Here is a 13,591-nt window from a genome sequence, read left to right as displayed (position 1 = left end):
AAGGTTATAGATCGTTACGACGCCGGGCGCGAGCGCGGCCGGTATCGTCAACCCGCCGCCGCGAGCGCGATCATGTCGCCGATCCGCCGCGCGAGCCGGTCCATCTGCGCGGCCGGCACGCCGCCGTACCCGAGCACGAGGCCGTTGTAGCCCTGCTCCGTTCCCGGCAGGCAGAACGACGACAGCGGACGCAGGATCAGCCCGTGCCGCTGCGCGACGCGGCTGAGCGCGACATCCGCCACCGGCACGTCGAGCCGCGCGGACAGGTGCATGCCGCCGGCCCCGCCCGACACCGTCAACTGCGCGCGCAAGTGCCGCTCGAGCGCCTCCTGCAGCGCGGCGCGCCGCTCGTCGTACAGCCTGCGCATGCGCCGCAGGTGGCGCGTGAAGTGCCCGGCCTCGATGAAGTTCGCCAGCGCCCGCTGCTCGACCGCGCGCCCGTGCAGCATCAGCGCGCCGGCCGTCTCGCGCAGCGCGCGCGCGAGCGCCGGCGGCGCGACCAGGAAGCCGATCCGCAGCGCCGGAAACATCACCTTGCTGAAGGTGCCGAGATAGACGACCGGCGCGTCGTCGGCGAGGCCCTGCACCGCGGCGAGCGGCGCGCCGTGATGCCGGAACTCGCTGTCGTAGTCGTCCTCGACGATCCACGCGCCGGCCGCACGCGCCTGCTCGACGAGCGCGAGCCGCCGCTCGAGGCTCATCACCGAGCCGAGCGGATACTGGTGCGACGGCGTGATGTAGATCAGCTTCGGCGGGCGATCGCGCCAGTCCTCCGCGCGCGGCGCCAGCCCGTCGGCGTCGACGCCGATCGGCGCGACGCGCAGGTCCGCCGCCAGGAACGCATTGCGCGCGCCGTGGTAGCCGGGGTTCTCGATCCATGCGGTGTCGCCGGCGTCGGCCAGCGCGCGGGCGCACAGGTCCAGCCCGTTCTGCGTGCCGTCCGTGACGACGATCTGATCCGCGTCGCAGCGCACCCCGCGCGATACGCGCAGGTAGCCGGCGATCGCGTCGCGCAGCGTCGCGTCGCCCGCCGCGGACTGGTAGCCGAGCTGCACGGGCCCGGCCTCGCGCCAGGCACGCTCGATGCAGCGCCGCCATTGCGCGAGCGGGAATTCGTCGAGCGCGGGCGTGCCGGGCACGAACGGCAGCGATTCGTCGATGCCGTCGGCCGCGCGCGCGACGTGCGCGACGCGCCGCGACAACAGCACGGCATCGCCGCACGCGCCGGCCGTGTCGACCGGCGCACGACGCAGCCCCATGCGCGCGACCACCGTGCCCTGTCGCGTGCCGATCACGAAGCCTTCCGCGGCCAGCCGTTCATACGCGTACAGCACGGAATTGCGGGCGATGCCGAGTTCGTCCGCCAGCGTTCGCGACGGCGCGAGGCGCGCGCCTTCCGCGATCCTGCCGTCGAGAATCGCGGTGCGCAGGCACGCGTACAGCCGATGCTGCTGCGACATTCGCGCGGGGCCGGGCCGCCCGCCTTCGCGTTCGAACATCGACAGCAAGACGCCGTAGTCCATCGTGGCTCCAGGAATGGTGTTAGACATGGGTCTATACATGGTGCCACGAATTTTCTATCGTAAACGCCTGCGCCGTTTCCGGTCACGCCGGCGAAGGCGACATTTTCACGCTAACGAGAGGTCGATACACTTGACGTCCTCCGCCGCCTAAAGGCGGCGGATTCCCACCACTGGCGATGCACGTCCGCATCGGAGAATGTTCAACGCAGCGTTGGTATCTCGATCATGCACGACACCACAGCCACTGCAGGTCCACTCTCTTATTCGCAGTCCCGCGATACCTTTCGGCCGCGTCGTGCTGTCTTTCGACCCGCACGCCGAACAGGACTGGGTCGAACCGCTTTCGTCCACTTCCTCGAACGTCGCTCCGTGCGCCATCGCCTTGTAACGGAGCTTGTCCCGGAAGGACGACCAGGCTGCGTCGTAGACGCTCTTCGCCATCCTGGTTCTGGCGAGTTTCACGGCCGACACGTTGCCGACCGCGATGTAATCGAAGCGCCGCACCAGATCGAGCGCGAGCTTGTGCTGGAAATCGGCGCGGGCGTTGGCCACCTTGGCGTGCAGCTTCGCGATATGCCGCTTGTGCTTGCGCGCCCGCTGCGCCGTCGCCAGCTTGTCGGCCGCACGCCGGCCGAACCGGTCATGGGGAACCTTCTCGCCGGTCGAAAGTGTGGCGAAGTCTTTCAGGCCGAGATCGATGCCGACGCCGGAACGGATCGGGCGCGCCGGAACATCGGGCCTCTCGATCACGATGTTCAGGAACCAGTTGCCGCGCGCATCCTGCGCGAAGTTGGTGCCGTCCTTGATCTTGCCGTCGGGAAGCGGTCGGCTGTTGAACACCCGGAAGGTGTGGCCGGCAAAGCGAAACGCGTCGCCCTCGCGTTTCAGGTCACGGCCCTTCAACGGCACCCAGCCGAGCGACTTCCTGCCGCGATAGCGCAAGTACGGGCGGCGGTGCTGGCTGCGCGATTTCGCGTACTGCTCGCACGTTGCGTTGACAGTGCCGGAGTGGATGCCGAGTTCCTTGCTGCTGCCAGTCGTCAGCACGTTCAGGTCGAAACCCGTCGGCCACTTTTTGCCCCACTTGAGCGCATGCTTCTGCGTGTCATTGCAGAAGTTCCACACGTAGTTCACCGCTCGGCTCTGCTTGTTAAGGAGTCCGTTGAGCGACTTCACGCGGTAGCGGTAGACAAGGATCATGCCGACCATCCTAACCGGTGGAAGAAGCTGCCTGTCAAGAGCACACCTTTCCTCCCGGCCATACATGGCGGGGTTTCTCGGAGCAACAGATGAACACTACCGATACGAGCCTGACCGTACGCCCCGTCCGGGAGGACGACTACGACCGCTGGCTGCCCCTGTGGGATGGCTACAACCGCTTCTATGGCCGCTTCGGCGAAACGGCGCTGCCGGTCGAAGTCACGAAGCTCACGTGGTCCCGCTTCTTCGACGGCTACGAGCCCGTGCATGCGCTGGTCGCGGAACGCGACGGCGCGCTCGTCGGGCTCGTGCATTTCCTGTATCACCGCAGCACGACGCTGATCGGCCCGACCTGCTACCTGCAGGACCTGTTCACGGTCGACCGCGAGCGCGGCAAGGGCGTCGGGCGCGCGCTGGTCGAGGCCGTGTATGCGGCCGCGAGCAGCGCGCGGGCGGAACGCGTCTACTGGCAGACGCATGAGACGAACCACACCGCGATGCGGCTCTACGACACCGTCGCGGAAAAGTCCGGCTTCGTGATCTACCGGAAGGTGATCGCCCGGTAGGCGGCGCGAAGCCGGCCTGTCGCGTCACATCCGGACGATGTCGAGCAGCACCTTCCTCCCGGCCTGGTACGAGTACACGGAGATCGCGCCATGCTTCAGGTCGCCTTGCGGCGTGAAGCTGGTCTCGCCGATCACGCCGCGATAGTCGGTGGCCGGCATCGCGGCCAGCACCTTCGCGGCCGACGTCGAGTTCGCGCGCTTCATCGCGTCGACGATGATGTACACGGCGTCGTACGAGAACGGCGCATAGACCTGCAGCGGCTGGTGGAAGCGCGCTTCGTAGCGCTTCGCGAACGCCGCGCCGCCCGGCATCTTCTCGAGCGCGATGCCGGCTTCGGAGCACACGACGTTGTCGGACGCGGCGCCCGCGAGCTTCGGCAGGTCCGTCGAGCAGACGCCGTCGCCGCCGAGGATCTTCGCGCGCAGGCCGAGCTGGCGCGCCTGCTTCGCGAGCGGGCCGCCCGTCGCGTCCATGCCGCCGTACATCACCGCGTCGGGATTCTCGCCCTTGATCTTCGTGAGGATCGCGCGGAAATCGATCGCCTTGTCGTTCGTCGCGTCGCGCGACACGACCTTCAGGCCGGCCGCCTTCGCCGCCTTCTCGAACTCGGTCGCAAGCCCCTGCCCGTAGGCGGTCGCATCGTCGATCACGGCGACGGTCCTGATGCCCATGCGCTTCGCCGCATAGGCGGCGAGCGCCGGCCCCTGCTGCGCGTCGGTCGCGACGACCCGGTACGTCGTCTTGAAGCCCTGCTGCGTGTACATCGGGTTGGTCGCCGCCTGCGAGATCTGCACGATGCCGCCGTCGCGGTACACGCGCGACGCCGGGATCGACGTGCCGGAGTTGTGATGGCCGACGACGCCCGCCACCTTGTCGTCGACGAGCCGCTGCGCGACCTGCGTCGCGGTGCGCGGATCGCCCGCGTCGTCCTGCGGATCGAGCTGCAGCGTCACCTTCTTGCCGTCGATCACGAGCCCTTTCGCGTTGATCTCCTCGACGGCCAGCCGCGCGCCGTTCTCGCTGTCCTTGCCGAGGTGCGCGATCGCGCCGGTCAGCGGCGCCACGTGGCCGATGCGCACGATGTCGTCCGCGTGCGCGGACAGCGCGCAGGTCAGCGCCGCTGCTGCGGCCAATGCCTTCTTGTGATGTCGAATCATGTCTGTCTCCGTTGTTGTTCGGTCCGACGCAAGGCGCCGGGACACGTTGTCGTCTCGTTGCGAATCGTCAATGCCGAAGGGCCGCGAGCATCGCGCGCTCCTCGCGGCCGAGCGCGACGCCGAACAGGTTCTTCGGATCGCGCGGCGTCGGAATGAGGTCGAGCTCGCGCGCCGCCGCGTTCGGATATCGCGTCATGCTTGTTGCTCCTTTGATTGCGGCAGCCTGCGGGGCCGCCGCCGAACCGGTCCGCGCGGCGCGCTCACGCGCGGCCTTCGAATCCCAGCAGCACGTTGACCGCGTTGACGCCGATCTCGTCGACCATGTAGCCGCCTTCCATCACGAACAGCGTCGGCAGGTTCAGGCGCGCAAGCATCTCGCCGATGCGCAGGTAGTCCTGCGTGCGCAGGCGGAAGTGGCTGATCGGGTCGTGCTCGAACGTGTCGACGCCGAGCGACACGACGAGCACGTCGGGCGCATGCGCCGCGATCGCCGTCGTCGCGCAACCGAGCGCTGCGTCGTAAGCGCTCCACTGCGTGCCCTTCGGCAGCGGCAGGTTCAGGTTGTAGCCCTCGCCGTCGCCCGTGCCGCGCTCGTCCGCATAGCCGGAGAAGTACGGGTACGACACCGACGGCTCGCCGTGGATCGACACGAACAGCACGTCCGACCGGTCGTAGAAGATGTCCTGCGTGCCGTTGCCGTGATGGAAGTCGACATCGAGCACCGCGACGCGCGACGCGCCGCGCGCGATGCAGTGCTGGGCCGCGATCGCCGCGTTGTTCAGGTAGCAGTAGCCGCCCATGTATTCGCGGCCCGCGTGGTGTCCGGGCGGGCGGCACAGCGCGAACGCCGCGCGCGCGCCGGGCGTTCCGAGCGTTCCGTTAGACAGCACGTCGGCGCCCGTCAGCGCCGAGTTCGCGGCGGCGCTCACCGCGCCCCACGTGCCGGCGTTGATCGGCGAGCCCGCGTCCATCGCATAGAAGCCGAGCTGGCCGTCGATGAACGCGGGCGGCGTCGCGGCAGCGGGCATCGCGCGCACCGGCCACACGAGCGGCAGCGCCTGGCAGGTCTTGCCGGTCGCACGCCATGCGTCCCAGGCGCCGGCGAGGAACTCGACGTAGCGGCGGCTGTGCGCGCCGGCGTAGCTCGCGCGGTCGAACGGCTTCGGCGCGATCACGTCGCCGAGGCCGCTGGCCCGGACTTGCGCGAGCACGGTCTCGGCGCGAAGCGGGTTCTCGAACGAATCGGTGATCGCGCCGTCCTTCAATTCGACGCCGCGATGCAGTTGATGATCGCTGCTGTAGATCGTGAGCATGATTGACCGTTGCGGTGAGGGGGTGAGCAACAGTTTATTGACGGCACACGGCAATAGCTTTGCTTTTCGCTTGCGCCTTTCGTACACTTTTGAGAAAACCGCCTACGGAATCTCGAAAATGAGCAAAAATCGCGCTTCAGCTGAACTGGACGGCGTCGACCGCGCGATGCTCCGTCTGCTGCAGGAGGACGGCGCGCTGTCGAACGCGACGCTCGGCGAACGGCTGTCGCTGAGCGTCACGCCGTGCTGGCGGCGGCGCAAGCGGCTCGAGGACGAAGGCGTGATCACCGGCTACCAGGCCAATCTCGACCGGCGCGCGCTCGGCATGAACGTGTTCGCGTTCGTTCACGTCACGTTCAACATGCACTCGGACAAGGATTCCGATCACTTCGAGAACGTGATGCGGCGTCACGACGAAGTGCTGTCGTGCCACAAGATCACGGGCGCGGCCGACTACATCCTGCAGGTCGTCGCGACGGATCTCGACGCGTATGCGGAATTCGTCGAACACGTGCTAAGGAAGCAGGCCGGCGTCTCGTCGATCCAGTCGAGCCTCGCGCTGCGCGAGGTGAAGTTCTCGTCGCGCGTGCCGGTGCCGGAGGAGTGAGCGTCGGCATCGCTACCCCCTATCTCCATTTCACGGAGCACTACCCCATGAAGCGTTTCATCCCGTCAGTCTCGCTGGCCGCTGCCACCGTGTTCGCATTGAGCGCATGCGCTGCACAACCGGCTCCGCCTGCGCAATCGTCCACGCCGATCGTCGGCGGCGACCGCGACGCGCACGGCTGCATCGGCTCGGCCGGCTATGCCTGGTGCGAACAGACCAAGCAGTGCGAGCGGCCGTGGGAGCTCGCGAAGCAGAAGGGCTTCGCGAATTCGGCGGAGGGGTTCGCGCAATTTTGCGGAGGTGGTTCGGGCAAGTAAGCGGCTTGCGCATCCGTACCTGAATGCGGCTGGAACATCGGCCGCGACGCCCTCCCCGTCACGTCGAATCCCCACCTGCCCGAGCCCCCGTTCCGGAAACCCGGACGCACGAAAAACCCCACAGAAACAAGGACATTTTCCGCGTGCGACACGGCAATCGAGTTCGGTTATATTACGCGCCCCTTGCCACCCCGCCCCCGGCGAAAGCGTCGCGTGCGGCCCTTTTCGAAGCAGCCTGAAACCCCAACCGCTCAGGCTTGCCGCAAGGGCCTTGGCGCATTGCGCGCCCACTCGATGCAGGTGATTGCGTGCCTGCCGCAAGTCGCTCCGAAGGTGCCCTTCGCGTCGGCTTCGCGTGCGCAAATGCAACGTCCGCCCGCGTCAATCCGGAATCCCGGATTTGCGATCCGGATATCCGGATGCGTGTGTCGCCCCGGCCGGACGGCGTGGCAAACCGGTGCATTCAAGTTGAAAAAGGGATCTGCTGTGATCAAAACGTTACGGGTAATGCTGTCAGGGCTCGCGCTGTGCGTAGCCGCGTCGTCCGCGCATGCGGCGGACACGAAGAAGGTCGACGTCCTGCTGGTGGGCGGCGGCATCATGAGCTCGACGCTCGGCGTCTGGCTGCACGAGCTGCAGCCGGACTGGTCGATGATGATGGTCGAGCGTCTCGACGGCGTCGCGCAGGAAAGTTCGAACGGCTGGAACAACGCAGGCACCGGCCACTCCGCGCTCGCCGAGCTCAACTACACGCCGGAAAAGGCGGACGGCAAGATCGACATCTCGAAGGCGATCCAGATCAACGAGTCGTTCCAGATCTCGCGCCAGTTCTGGGCATGGCAAGTGAAGCAGGGCGTGCTGAAGAACCCGCGCTCATTCATCAATTCGACGCCGCACATGAGCTTCGTGTGGGGCGACGACAACGTCCGCTACCTGAAGAAGCGCTACGAGGCGCTGCAGGCAAGCCCGCTGTTCCGCGGGATGCAGTACTCGGAAGACTACGACCAGATCAAGCAGTGGGTGCCGCTGATGATGGAAGGCCGCGACCGCAAGCAGAAGGTCGCCGCCACCTGGACGCCGATCGGCACCGACGTGAACTTCGGCGAGATCACCCGCCAGTTCGTCGGCTACCTGCAGCGCCAGCCGAACTTCTCGCTGTCGCTGTCGAGCGAAGTGCGCGAGATCAAGCGCAACGCCGACGGCACGTGGCACGTGTCGTGGGTCAAGCTGCGCTCGAACGAAGCGCCGCAGGACGTCGACGCGAAGTTCGTGTTCATCGGCGCGGGCGGCGGCGCGCTGCACCTGCTGCAGGCGTCGGGCATTCCGGAAGCGAAGGACTACGGCGCATTCCCGGTCGGCGGCTCGTTCCTCGTGACGGACAACCCGGAAGTCGTGAAGCAGCATCTCGCGAAGGCATACGGCAAGGCGTCGGTCGGCTCGCCGCCGATGTCGGTGCCGCACCTCGACACGCGGATCATCGACGGCAAGAAGATCATCCTGTTCGGACCGTTCGCGACGTTCTCGACCAAGTTCCTGAAGAACGGCTCGTACTTCGACCTGCTGACCAGCACCAACACGCATAACGTGATGCCGATGATGCGCGTCGGCGTCGACGAATTCCCGCTCGTCGAATACCTGGCCGGCCAGCTGATGCTGTCCGACGACGACCGCTTCAACGCGCTGAAGGAATACTTCCCGAACGCGAAGAAGGAAGACTGGCGCCTGTGGCAGGCCGGCCAGCGCGTGCAGATCATCAAGCGCGACCCGGTGAAGGGCGGCGTGCTGAAGCTCGGCACCGAGATCGTCAGCGCGCAGGACGGCAGCATCGCGGGCCTGCTCGGCGCATCGCCGGGCGCGTCGACCGCCGCGCCGATCATGCTGAGCCTGCTCGAGAAGGTGTTCAAGGACAAGGTCGCGACGCCCGCATGGCAGCAGAAGATCCGCCAGATCGTGCCGAGCTACGGCACGAAGCTGAACGGCAACCCGGCGAAGGTCGCTGAAGAGTGGGCCTACACGAGCGACGTGCTGCAGCTGTCGCCGCCGCCGAAGATCGACATGACCGCGCCGGCGCGCCCGACGCCGGACGCCCCGGCGCGGCCCGCGAAAGCCGCAAACGACATGGCGCTCTGATGCGCTGAGCGGCAACGCGTGATTCGAACGGCCATCCGCGAGGATGGCCGTTTTTACGTGCGCGGGCCGCGCCTTCTGCCGCCTCGCCTCGCGCGCGTTCGCGGCACGCGCCGTATCCGCTAGAATTGCGCCACGCGCGTTTCTGCGATCGCGCCCCCGATCCATCATCCACCCCGACGAACCATCACGCGAACGGCCGCACCGCGCCCCGCCCTTTCACGCGGGCGTCGCGCGCCACGACCGCGCAATACCGGCGCCCTCACCCGACACGCCGGGGCGCCCAACCGAATTCAGCTGGAGAATGACCGTGTTTACCTGCCGAAACCAGAGCTGCGGCACGCAGTGGGAAGAATCCGACGTCGTCATCAAGGACGAAGGCCAGGGGCTGCTGTTCCGCTGCCCGCTGTGCGGCGCACGCAACTATCTCGAGCGCTTCGAAGCCGAAGACGGCACCGTCGTCTACGAACAGATGGAAGGCCGCCCTTACCTCGGAGACCTGTCCTGACATGAGCCAACCGACCGCCACGCCGTTCAGCACGCTGCCGCTGACGCCCGCCACACTCGCCAATCTCACGCAGCTCGGCTATGCCGACATGACGCCGATCCAGGCCGCGAGCCTGCCGATCGCGCTCGCGGGCCACGACCTCATCGCGCAGGCGAAGACCGGCAGCGGCAAGACCGCCGCGTTCTCGCTCGCGCTGCTGGCGCGCCTCGACGCGCGCCGCTTCGACGTGCAGGCGATGGTGCTGTGCCCGACGCGCGAACTCGCCGACCAGGTCGCGCAGGAAGTGCGCCGCCTCGCGCGCGCCGAGGAAAACGTGAAGGTGCTGACGCTGTGCGGCGGCACGCCGATGCGTCCGCAGACGCAGAGCCTCGAACACGGCGCGCACATCGTCGTCGGCACGCCGGGGCGCATCATGGACCACCTCGACCGCGGCACCCTCTCGCTCGACGCGCTGAACACGCTCGTGCTCGACGAGGCGGACCGGATGCTCGACATGGGCTTCTTCGACGACATCGCGAAGGTCGCGCGGCAATGCCCGCCGACGCGCCAGACGCTGCTGTTCTCCGCCACGTACCCGGACGGCATCGCAAAGCTGAGCCAGCAGTTCCTGCGCAATCCGAAGGAAGTGAAGCTCGCGGAGCGGCACGACGACAGCAAGATCCGCCAGCGCTTCTACGAAGTGACCGAGGACGAGCGGCTGCATGCGGTCGGCCTGCTGCTGAACCACTATCGCCCGGTCAGCACGATCGCGTTCTGCAACACGAAGCAGCAATGCCGCGACCTGCTCGACGTGCTGCACGCGCAGGGTTTCCACGCGCTCGCGCTGCACGGCGAGCTCGAGCAGCGCGAACGCGACCAGGTGCTGATCCAGTTCGCGAACCGCAGCTGCTCGGTGCTCGTCGCGACCGACGTCGCCGCGCGCGGCCTCGACATCGCGCAGCTCGAAGCGGTGATCAACGTCGACGTGACGCCCGATCCCGAAGTGCACGTGCACCGCATCGGCCGCACGGGCCGCGCGGACCAGGACGGCTGGGCGCTGAGCCTCGCGAGCATGGACGAGATGGGCCGCGTCGGCGGCATCGAGCAGGCGCTGAAGCGCGAAGTCGAATGGCATCCGCTCGCCGAGCTGAAGGCCGACGCCAACGAACCGCTGCTGCCGCCGATGGAAACGCTGCAGATCCTCGGCGGCCGCAAGGACAAGATCCGTCCGGGCGACGTGCTGGGCGCGCTGACGGGCGACGCGGGCTACAGCGGCGCGCAGATCGGCAAGATCAACGTGACCGAGTTCTCGACGTACGTCGCGGTCGAGCGCGGCATCGCGCGCGATGCGCTGCGCAAGCTCAATGCCGGCAAGATCAAGGGCAAGCGGGTGAAAGTCCGGCTGATGGACGAGTGACGCCCGGCGCGCGGCTTCAACCCAGCGCCGGGTAGCCGAGCGCCGCGGCTTCGGCCGCGAACCGCTCGATCACGGCGTAGTCATCCGGAGCGAGCCGCGCGAACCCGCGCAACCGGAGCACGCGCGCGCGTTCGGCATCGGCCGCCACTGCGCGATCGAGCGCGTCGCGCAGCATCGCCGCCTGCGCTTCGCCGAGCGCGCGCGACGCGATCAGCGGCAGGCCCGGCGCCGGCGCGCTCATGCCGATCGCGCGCACGTCGCGCAGCAGGCCGGGCAGCGCGTCGCGCACGTAGGCGAACGTCACGCAATCGATCGCCGCGCAATCCGCTTCATCCTCACCCAGCGCGCGCAGCACGTTCAGATGCGAACCGAACCGTGCCGCCGACGCGAAGAAACGCCCGTCGCGCGCATGCGGCGCGACCGCATGCCGGAACGCGTTCATTCCGCTGTGCGAATCGTCGCCGTTATAGGCGGCACGCAGGCCGCGGCACGCGGCGAGCGTCGTCGCGCCGCCCGCATGCGCGCGCGCCGACACGACGAGCACGCTGCGATAGTCCGCGCCTTCACAGCCTTCCACATCGAATGCGGGCGTGGCGATCAGGCGCACCGCATCGCCGAGCCCGAGCATCCGGTACGGATACCCGCAGGTCTGCGACAGCAGCAGGTCGTCGCGGCGCCAGAAGGACAGCAGCTCGCCGAACGGTTCGTCGCGCAGCGTGACGCCAGCCGGCCCGCCCGCGTGCGCAAAGGCGTCGAGCGCATCACGCAGCAGCGCGCGCCACAGCACGGCGTGGCGCGGCGTCACGTTGTACATCGGCAGTCCGGCGATCCAGCGGCTCATGCGCGCATTCTACGCAGGATCGCGGGTCCGGGCGTCCGAGATAAGCAAATGCAAATTCATTGATTGGGCGGCCGGCTTCGCCTGATTAAAGTGAGGCATGGCCGAATACTTCGACGTCGATCACGCGCGCGCGATCGCGGCGCTCGACGCCCGCTTCACCGCGCGCACCGAGTGGCCGACCTGGTTGCTGATTGCCGTCATCTACGGCGGCTGGCTGGGCGTGCTGCTGCTCGTGCGCGCTGGCGCGTTGCCGCTCGCCGCCGCGACGCCGCCGCTGATCCTGCTGTGCGCGTGGCACCTGTCGCTGCAGCATGAACTGCTGCACGGCCATCCGACGCGCTCGGCGCGCGTGAACGCACTGCTCGGCTATCCGCCGCTGTCGGTCTGGTATCCGTACACGCTGTATCGCGACACGCATCTCGACCATCATCGCGACGAAGACCTCACCGTGCCCGGCGTCGACCCGGAAACGAACTACCTGTCGCCCCGGCAATGGACGGCGCTGCCGCGCTGGCGCCGCGCGCTATGGGTCGCGCGCAAGACCTTCGCCGGGCGGCTCGTCGTCGGTCCGCCGGCGAGCGTCGCCGCGATGTTCGCCGCATCGTTCGCCGCGTTCCGGCGCGGCGACCTGCGCTATCTGCCGATGTGGGCCGCGCACGTCGCGTGCGTCGTCGCGCTGCTCGCGTGGCTGCAACTCGCGATCGGCGTGCCGTGGTGGTATTACCTGCTCGCGGTCACGTGGCCCGCGCACGCGCTCGCGATGATCCGCTCGCTGTACGAGCATCGCGCCGCCCGCGATCCGAAAGCGCGCATCGCGATCAACGAGGCCGGCTTCGCGATGCGGCTCCTGTACCTGAACAACAACTACCACCTCGTGCATCACGACCTGCCGAAGCTGCCGTGGTACGACCTGCCGCGCGCGTACCGGATGCGGCGCGACGCGTATGCCGACAAGTGCGGCGGCTTCGTGATCCGCGGCGGCTACCGGGCATTGCTGACGCGCTACGCGTGGCGGCCGACCGATGCGCCGGTGCATCCGTTCCCGGCAGGCACGGCGTCGCTGTCTGGCGGCGGCGTGCGCGTCGCGGTCGTCGACGGGCATCTTCAGATCAGTACCTGACGAGCATCGCTCAGCGCGTCGCGCTTGCCACCAGCGCCGCGAGCGCATCGCCCGGCTCGGTCCCGCCGAAGCGCCGTTCGGTCGCGTCGTGCTCGACGTCGATCAGCCCGGCGTTGTGCACGTCGTAGAGATCGGTGATCAGGCGCGCATGACGCTCGCCGAGGCCCGCGCGCAGCAGCGTCGCGGTCCACGCGTCGCGCGGCAGCTCGCGCGCGACGATCGACCGGCCGGCCGCCTGGCCGAGCGCCTCCGCGATGTCGCACGCGCTGACGCGTCGCGGCCCTTCAACGCTGACGACGCGCGGCCCGCCGGCATCTGCGTCGTCGAGCAGCAACTCCGCCGCCACGACGCCGACGTCCGGCGCCGACACCGCCGGAAACGCCTTGTCGACCGGATGGTGCAGGCTCGGCAGGACGCCCGTCGCAAGCGCGGCCGGCATCACCCTCGCCCAGTTCTGCAGGTGCTCCGCGGAACGCAGCAGCGTCAGGCGCGTGGCGATCGGCTTCATCCGTTCCTCGAGGTCATGGAACAGGCTCGTGATGCCGGTGTCGATGTCCAGCTCCGCGCCGTAGTCCGACAGCGCCAGCAGCACCGGCGGCGGGTTCGCGGCGAGCGCCGCGGTCGCGACGTCGATCGTCCGGCGCATCGTCGTTGCGGGATCGGCGTCGGCGGTCGGCACCGGGCACAGCATCTGCACGCCGTGCGCGCCGTCGAGCGCCGCGGCAACCGACCGCTCGTCGGTCAGGTCGGCGAGCACGACGTCGCAGCCGATGCGCGCGAGCCGCTCGCGATGACGCGCGTCGCGCACGACCGCGCGCACGGGATGGCCTGCGTGGCGCAGCGCCGTGGCGGTGGCATGGCCGACGTTGCCTGATGCGCCGAAGATCACGAACACGATTCGCTCCTGTTGGGGGG

At 68.2% G+C, this 13,591-nt stretch carries 14 protein-coding genes; 7 read left to right on the top strand and 7 right to left on the bottom strand.

The features are described 5' to 3' along the window. Positions 1-47 precede the first annotated feature (47 nt). Positions 48-1,523, bottom strand: a complete 1,476-nt coding sequence (gene pdxR / locus B7P44_RS19410; protein WP_084907365.1) for a MocR-like pyridoxine biosynthesis transcription factor PdxR — start codon at positions 1,521-1,523, stop codon at positions 48-50. 147 nt (positions 1,524-1,670) lie between these two features. Next, positions 1,671-2,723, bottom strand: coding sequence for an RNA-guided endonuclease InsQ/TnpB family protein (locus B7P44_RS19405; RefSeq protein ID WP_084909911.1), 1,053 nt, complete (start codon positions 2,721-2,723; stop codon positions 1,671-1,673). An 89-nt stretch (positions 2,724-2,812) separates the two neighbouring features. Between B7P44_RS19405 and B7P44_RS19400 the strand changes: the two genes are divergently transcribed. After that, on the top strand, positions 2,813-3,289 hold the full coding sequence (locus B7P44_RS19400) for a GNAT family N-acetyltransferase (protein WP_084907363.1): 477 nt from the start codon (positions 2,813-2,815) through the stop codon (positions 3,287-3,289). A 24-nt stretch (positions 3,290-3,313) separates the two neighbouring features. Here B7P44_RS19400 and B7P44_RS19395 read toward each other — a convergent pair whose 3' ends face one another. From B7P44_RS19395 to B7P44_RS19390, 3 genes are all read right to left on the bottom strand, one after another. Further along, positions 3,314-4,447 carry a branched-chain amino acid ABC transporter substrate-binding protein gene (locus B7P44_RS19395; protein ID WP_084907361.1) on the bottom strand — a complete coding sequence of 378 codons (1,134 nt, stop codon included), beginning with the start codon at positions 4,445-4,447 and terminating at the stop codon, positions 3,314-3,316. Positions 4,448-4,514: 67 nt separating this feature from the next. Then, positions 4,515-4,643: a hypothetical protein gene (locus tag B7P44_RS37735; protein WP_265341357.1), complete on the bottom strand. Its 129-nt coding sequence runs from the start codon at positions 4,641-4,643 to the stop codon at positions 4,515-4,517. 64 nt (positions 4,644-4,707) lie between these two features. Beyond that, positions 4,708-5,760 (bottom strand): histone deacetylase family protein, encoded by a 1,053-nt coding sequence (locus B7P44_RS19390; protein WP_084907359.1) that lies wholly within the window; start codon positions 5,758-5,760, stop codon positions 4,708-4,710. Positions 5,761-5,878: 118 nt separating this feature from the next. On the opposite strand from B7P44_RS19390, the gene B7P44_RS19385 reads away from it, so the two are divergent. The 5 genes from B7P44_RS19385 (at position 5,879) to dbpA (ending at position 10,715) form a co-directional block, all read left to right on the top strand. Further along, positions 5,879-6,367 carry an Lrp/AsnC family transcriptional regulator gene (locus B7P44_RS19385; RefSeq protein ID WP_084907357.1) on the top strand — a complete coding sequence of 163 codons (489 nt, stop codon included), beginning with the start codon at positions 5,879-5,881 and terminating at the stop codon, positions 6,365-6,367. A gap of 47 nt (positions 6,368-6,414) precedes the next feature. Next, the gene (locus B7P44_RS19380) at positions 6,415-6,684 is read left to right on the top strand and encodes a hypothetical protein (RefSeq protein ID WP_084907356.1); all 270 of its coding nucleotides are present in this window, start codon (positions 6,415-6,417) and stop codon (positions 6,682-6,684) included. 507 nt (positions 6,685-7,191) lie between these two features. Next, positions 7,192-8,814 (top strand): malate dehydrogenase (quinone), encoded by a 1,623-nt coding sequence (mqo, locus tag B7P44_RS19375; protein ID WP_231716783.1) that lies wholly within the window; start codon positions 7,192-7,194, stop codon positions 8,812-8,814. 307 nt (positions 8,815-9,121) lie between these two features. Beyond that, on the top strand, positions 9,122-9,319 hold the full coding sequence (locus tag B7P44_RS19370) for a hypothetical protein (RefSeq protein WP_010089753.1): 198 nt from the start codon (positions 9,122-9,124) through the stop codon (positions 9,317-9,319). A gap of 1 nt (position 9,320) precedes the next feature. Then, positions 9,321-10,715, top strand: a complete 1,395-nt coding sequence (gene dbpA, locus B7P44_RS19365; RefSeq protein WP_084907352.1) for an ATP-dependent RNA helicase DbpA — start codon at positions 9,321-9,323, stop codon at positions 10,713-10,715. Positions 10,716-10,731: 16 nt separating this feature from the next. On the opposite strand, the gene B7P44_RS19360 is transcribed toward dbpA, so the two are convergent. Next, entirely contained in the window at positions 10,732-11,556 is an 825-nt protein-coding gene (locus B7P44_RS19360) for a phosphate/phosphite/phosphonate ABC transporter substrate-binding protein (protein ID WP_084907350.1), read from the bottom strand. A gap of 97 nt (positions 11,557-11,653) precedes the next feature. Between B7P44_RS19360 and B7P44_RS19355 the strand changes: the two genes are divergently transcribed. After that, positions 11,654-12,676, top strand: a complete 1,023-nt coding sequence (locus B7P44_RS19355) for a fatty acid desaturase (RefSeq protein WP_084907348.1) — start codon at positions 11,654-11,656, stop codon at positions 12,674-12,676. A gap of 10 nt (positions 12,677-12,686) precedes the next feature. Here the strand turns inward: B7P44_RS19355 and B7P44_RS19350 are convergent, their stop codons facing one another. Then, a complete protein-coding gene (locus B7P44_RS19350) occupies positions 12,687-13,571 on the bottom strand; it encodes an NmrA family NAD(P)-binding protein (RefSeq protein WP_084907346.1) in 885 nt (294 codons plus the stop codon). Positions 13,572-13,591: the final 20 nt, after the last annotated feature.

Origin of the sequence: Burkholderia ubonensis subsp. mesacidophila, assembly GCF_002097715.1 — a bacterium.
In the GTDB taxonomy this organism is placed as follows: Bacteria; Pseudomonadota; Gammaproteobacteria; order Burkholderiales; family Burkholderiaceae; genus Burkholderia; species Burkholderia mesacidophila.
Note: the sequence above shows the minus strand (reverse complement) of the source record. Positions and strands in the feature narration are given on the sequence as shown.

Coding starts and splice junctions, on each gene's coding strand:
- B7P44_RS19385 (WP_084907357.1), top strand. CDS start 5,879: ATGAGCAAAAATCGCGCTTCAGCTGAACTGGACGGCGTCGACCGCGCG.
- B7P44_RS19405 (WP_084909911.1), bottom strand. CDS start 2,723: ATGATCCTTGTCTACCGCTACCGCGTGAAGTCGCTCAACGGACTCCTT.
- B7P44_RS37735 (WP_265341357.1), bottom strand. CDS start 4,643: ATGACGCGATATCCGAACGCGGCGGCGCGCGAGCTCGACCTCATTCCG.
- B7P44_RS19355 (WP_084907348.1), top strand. CDS start 11,654: ATGGCCGAATACTTCGACGTCGATCACGCGCGCGCGATCGCGGCGCTC.
- B7P44_RS19380 (WP_084907356.1), top strand. CDS start 6,415: ATGAAGCGTTTCATCCCGTCAGTCTCGCTGGCCGCTGCCACCGTGTTC.
- B7P44_RS19395 (WP_084907361.1), bottom strand. CDS start 4,447: ATGATTCGACATCACAAGAAGGCATTGGCCGCAGCAGCGGCGCTGACC.
- pdxR (WP_084907365.1), bottom strand. CDS start 1,523: ATGGACTACGGCGTCTTGCTGTCGATGTTCGAACGCGAAGGCGGGCGG.
- dbpA (WP_084907352.1), top strand. CDS start 9,321: ATGAGCCAACCGACCGCCACGCCGTTCAGCACGCTGCCGCTGACGCCC.
- B7P44_RS19390 (WP_084907359.1), bottom strand. CDS start 5,760: ATGCTCACGATCTACAGCAGCGATCATCAACTGCATCGCGGCGTCGAA.
- B7P44_RS19400 (WP_084907363.1), top strand. CDS start 2,813: ATGAACACTACCGATACGAGCCTGACCGTACGCCCCGTCCGGGAGGAC.
- mqo (WP_231716783.1), top strand. CDS start 7,192: ATGCTGTCAGGGCTCGCGCTGTGCGTAGCCGCGTCGTCCGCGCATGCG.
- B7P44_RS19360 (WP_084907350.1), bottom strand. CDS start 11,556: ATGAGCCGCTGGATCGCCGGACTGCCGATGTACAACGTGACGCCGCGC.